The following is a 4,296-nucleotide window of genomic DNA, read 5'->3' on the forward strand; positions in this document are numbered from 1 at the left end:
AGCCTTTTTGTCATACCTGCTATTATTTCACTTATAGTATTACATCCAAATAAATACTTTTGTTCCTCAAATATGGAATTGTTAATTATTGTTTTCCGAGTACACTCTTATTAATATGATTATACCATAATCTGTAAGCGTATACAATCAATGATATATTTACATAAAAGTGCGAGCTTTTTTTAGTGACACTCAAGTTTTTTTGTGTTTATTTCAGAATATTAACGTGCAAATCAATATAATTCATATTGCACTTATTTCTAGCAAAAAAAATACCACACTAAATACTTTATATTACAAGGTATTTAGTGCGGTTTAAAATTTTATTGTTTGATTTTATTTTGATTTTCCACCTTCAATTACAAGATTTTCTTCGAATTTCTGACCATACACAGGGGTTAATGTTGCTTCATAAGCTTTGTGTATAAACTTTTCTTTGCCAAGAGTTACAAGCTCAGTATTAATCCAATCTTTAAGTTCTTTATTTCCTTTAGCGACAGCAGGAGCAATTTTATCTCCTGATCCAAGTGTTGGTACTCCAACGGTAAAGTTTTTATTATCTTTAGCCCAAGCAATAACTTCAGTGTTGTCACTTACAATTGCATCTCCACGTTTATCTTTTAGAGCCTGAAATATTTCTGAATATTGTTCGTATTTTTGTAATTGGATATCAGGGTAATTCTTTGTAAGGAATGTTTCTGCAGTTGTTCCTTTTGCTATTATAACCTTTTTACCTTTTAACTGATCTACAGAGGTAATTTTAGCATTATTAGGAGATACTATTCCAAGAGATACTTTCATGTAAGGATTTGTGAAATCTACTTTTTGTGATCTCTCATCTGTAACTGTAAAATTAGCCATAATTACATCAACTTTTTTAGATTCTAAATAGGCAACTCTACTAGCGGCATCAACTAAAACAAATTGAACTTTAGTTTCATCTCCTAAAAGATCCTTTGCAAATCTTTTAGCAATATATACATCAAATCCTTGATTCTTGCCATTTGAATCTACATAACCAAAGGGTGCTTTATCACTGAAAACTCCTATTTTTATAACTCCACGTTTTTTAATTGCTGCAATAGAACTTGTATTTGAAACAGATGAATCACCTTTTTTTAATGAATTGCTTCCGCATCCAACTAGGCCTCCCATTACAATAGTTGTAACCACTAAAGCCGTAATAATTTTTTTGATATTTCCCATAATAATTGTCCCCCTAATATAATAATTAATATTGTAATATATTTAAAAAGTGCTGTGCACGTTCTGTCTTTGGATTTTTAAAAAATTCATCTGGTTTGGAGGTTTCACATATAGTGCCTTCATCCATAAATACTATTCGGTCTGCAACAGAATGGGCAAATCCCATTTCATGAGTTACAATTACCATTGTCATACCTTGTTTTGCAAGTCCTAATATAACATCTAAAACTTCTCGTACAACTTCAGGATCAAGAGAGGCTGTAACCTCATCAAACAGAATTATTTCGGGATTCATGCAAAGAGCGCGTACGATAGCTATTCTTTGTTTTTGTCCTCCAGAAAGCTGACGTGGATATGAATCTTTTCTATCTAACAAGCCAACTCTGGTTAAAAGTTCTTCAGCTTGAGCAAGTGCTTCAGCTTTTTCTCTTTTCTGAACCTTCAAAGGACCAAGTAGTATATTTTCTATAACGCTCATGTGCGGAAATAGTTCATAGTTTTGAAAAACCATACCTATTTTTAAGCGGATGTCTTTCCAGTCCATATTCTTTTGTGTAAGACTTTCATTCTTAAATTTTATATCGCCACTTTGAATTTTTTCAAGACCATTAAGGCATCTAAGAAGTGTACTTTTCCCACAACCGGAGGGACCTAAAACAACCAAGACCTCTCCTTTATGCAGGTCGAGACTAACTCCCTTTAATACTTCTTTTTTATCATATTCTTTATGAATATCCTGTATTTCAAGTAATACAGTACTATCTTTATCCATAATGAGCTTCCCCCTAACTATTCCATTTAGTTTCTAATTTTTTTGATATTTGAGATAATGGATAACATACTATAAAGTACAATATGAATATAGAACCATAAACCCAAAACGATGCAGTAGGAAATGTGAAACGTGAACTTTCTATAATTTGTTGACCAACTTTAACTACATCTATAACTCCTATCAAAACTACAAGAGAAGTAGTCTTAACCATTCTTGTAGCTAAATTAATAGTTCCTGGAAGCATTCGTCTAAGTGCTTGAGGAATAAGAACATATCTATAAAGCTGAAAATAGTTTAATCCTAAAGCTTTTGCTGATTCAATTTGGTGTTTTGGTAGTGATTGCAATGCACCACGAACGATATCTCCCATTTCTGCGGCACCCCAAAGACTAAAAACAATAATTGATATTGATATACCACTAATATCAATACTGAGGGCTGTAGTAACTCCAAAATAAAATATAAACAGCCAAACAAGTGTTGGTATTATTCTAAATAACTCAAGATAAATACGATTTATAATAAGAATGGGTTTTGATTTTGTAGTTCGACTAAGTCCAATAAGTATGCCTAATATAAAAGCGATTATTATAGAAATTAAAGCAATTTCTACTGTTACAAATAGTCCTTGAAATAGGCGCTCAAAATTTTTACCTTCAAAAACAGCTCTAATTCCCAAACTCTGCATAACGCACCTTCCTTTCCATCCAAGACAATAAAATTGATAGAGGTAAGATTAAAATAACGTAAACTATCACAAGCATTGCTAAGGATTCAAATGTTTTATAATACATTCCTATTAAATCCTTTGTTAGATTCATAACATCTAAGATCGATATAGCACCAAGTACTGATGTCTCTTTTAATAGAAATATACAATTGGCACCAAGCGAAGGTAAACTTACAGAAAATGCTTGAGGGATTATTACATACCTAGCTAACTGAAACTTGGAAAGTGCAATGCTAAGGCCAGATTCTATTTGTGATTTACTCACAGCCTCTATTCCACCTCTAAAAGCCTCAGACATGTAGCTACCACCTAAAAATGATAACCCGATTATTGCGCAAATATCTGGACTCATCTTTAAACCTAATTTTGGAAGACCATAGTATAGAAAAAATATCTGTACTAGCAACGGAGTATTTCTTGAAAGTTCTATATATGCTTTAACAATCATTTCAAGACCTTTTACTTTAAAATAGAGTACTACACTACATAAAAGTCCAACAACTATGGATATAAGTATTCCACCAAAAGCTAATTTTAAAGTAATCCATGCAGCTTTTTCATATAGAGGCAAATTGCTTATTATAAAATTCCAATCAATATTCATCTATACATCACCTTCTTATTACATTTGTCTTGATTCTTATTAATAGTTAAGACACATTTACATAAAATTATCGCTTTGTTAATATATTTTACAAAAAAACAATACCTACAATTCCAATAGGAATAGTTAAATTGTAACTATATTTATTACCATTGTCAATAGAACAAGCACAAAATACAGTATTAATTTTTTCAATTTTAAGTAGATATATAACATGAAAAATATTCTTAAAAATTCAATTAAAAAAACTGTCACATAAAGGATAAAAAAAGGTAGGTGTTATCTGGACAAGCGTCAATGTTTTTTATGTTTATATTGAGAAAAGATTATTGTACTTATCATTTGTATCTTTATTTTTTAAAATCAAGATGTATTTTCTAATCGATTTTGGGAGAGGAGTTTTGATTATTAGACAAATTTATACTATAATATACATAATTATTATTACTTTAAGGCCAAAGGATGGTGGAACTAAGATGAAGAAAGCACTAAAAGCAGCATTTCCAGTTACTATTCCAGTTATGGTAGGATACTTATCAGTTGGAGTAGCATTTGGATTGTTATTTCAAAAATCTGGGTATAATTTCTTGTGGGCATTGCTTATGAGTACAATTGTATATTCAGGGGCTACACAGTTTATAGCAATTAACCTATTAACAAGTGGAACAGGCCTTATTGAAATAGCATTGATGAATTTCTTTATCAGTATAAGACATATTTTTTATGGATTATCATTTATAGATAAATTCAAAGTTATGGGAAAGAAAAAAACGTATATGATTTATATGCTTATTGATGATACCTATAAATGAGCATGCATATAATCTAACATATTGTATAAATATTACTAATAGTGCAATATAATAATTTAGAGTGTACTCGGAAAACAATAATTAACAATTCCATATTTGAGGAACAAAAGTATTTATTTGGATGTAATACTATAAGTGAAATAATAGCAGGTATGACAAAAAGGCTTTT

General features: G+C 30.5%; 5 protein-coding genes. 1 reads left to right on the forward strand and 4 read right to left on the reverse strand.

Features of this window, described 5'->3' with window-relative positions; genetic code table 11:
- Positions 1–336: 336 nt before the first annotated feature.
- Genes KPL38_RS18380 through KPL38_RS18395 form a run of 4 tightly spaced genes read right to left on the reverse strand, consistent with a single transcriptional unit; the run spans position 337 to position 3,315 of the window.
- Complete coding sequence (locus KPL38_RS18380) at positions 337–1,206, reverse strand: cysteine ABC transporter substrate-binding protein (protein ID WP_216290583.1); 870 nt, start codon at positions 1,204–1,206, stop codon at positions 337–339.
- A 25-nt stretch (positions 1,207–1,231) separates the two neighbouring features.
- Positions 1,232–1,978 carry an amino acid ABC transporter ATP-binding protein gene (locus KPL38_RS18385; protein ID WP_216290584.1) on the reverse strand — a complete coding sequence of 249 codons (747 nt, stop codon included), beginning with the start codon at positions 1,976–1,978 and terminating at the stop codon, positions 1,232–1,234.
- Positions 1,979–1,991: 13 nt separating this feature from the next.
- Entirely contained in the window at positions 1,992–2,669 is a 678-nt protein-coding gene (locus tag KPL38_RS18390; protein WP_216290585.1) for an amino acid ABC transporter permease, read from the reverse strand.
- The gene (locus KPL38_RS18395; RefSeq protein ID WP_216290586.1) at positions 2,650–3,315 is read right to left on the reverse strand and encodes an amino acid ABC transporter permease; all 666 of its coding nucleotides are present in this window, start codon (positions 3,313–3,315) and stop codon (positions 2,650–2,652) included. Before KPL38_RS18395 ends, KPL38_RS18390 begins: the two co-directional genes overlap by 20 nt.
- A gap of 401 nt (positions 3,316–3,716) precedes the next feature.
- Here KPL38_RS18395 and KPL38_RS18400 point away from each other — a divergent pair, with 401 nt between their 5' ends.
- On the forward strand, positions 3,717–4,127 hold the full coding sequence (locus KPL38_RS18400) for an AzlC family ABC transporter permease (RefSeq protein ID WP_246578036.1): 411 nt from the start codon (positions 3,717–3,719) through the stop codon (positions 4,125–4,127).
- Positions 4,128–4,296 lie beyond the last annotated feature (169 nt).

The sequence above is a fragment of the Clostridium psychrophilum genome (genome assembly GCF_018861705.1).
Classification (GTDB): Bacteria; Bacillota; Clostridia; order Clostridiales; family Clostridiaceae; genus Clostridium_AD; species Clostridium_AD psychrophilum.

Bases quoted from the DNA above. Each gene is read 5' to 3' on its own strand.
- KPL38_RS18380 (WP_216290583.1), bottom strand. From the start codon at position 1,206: ATGGGAAATATCAAAAAAATTATTACGGCTTTAGTGGTTACAACTATT.
- KPL38_RS18395 (WP_216290586.1), bottom strand. From the start codon at position 3,315: ATGAATATTGATTGGAATTTTATAATAAGCAATTTGCCTCTATATGAA.
- KPL38_RS18385 (WP_216290584.1), bottom strand. From the start codon at position 1,978: ATGGATAAAGATAGTACTGTATTACTTGAAATACAGGATATTCATAAA.
- KPL38_RS18390 (WP_216290585.1), bottom strand. From the start codon at position 2,669: ATGCAGAGTTTGGGAATTAGAGCTGTTTTTGAAGGTAAAAATTTTGAG.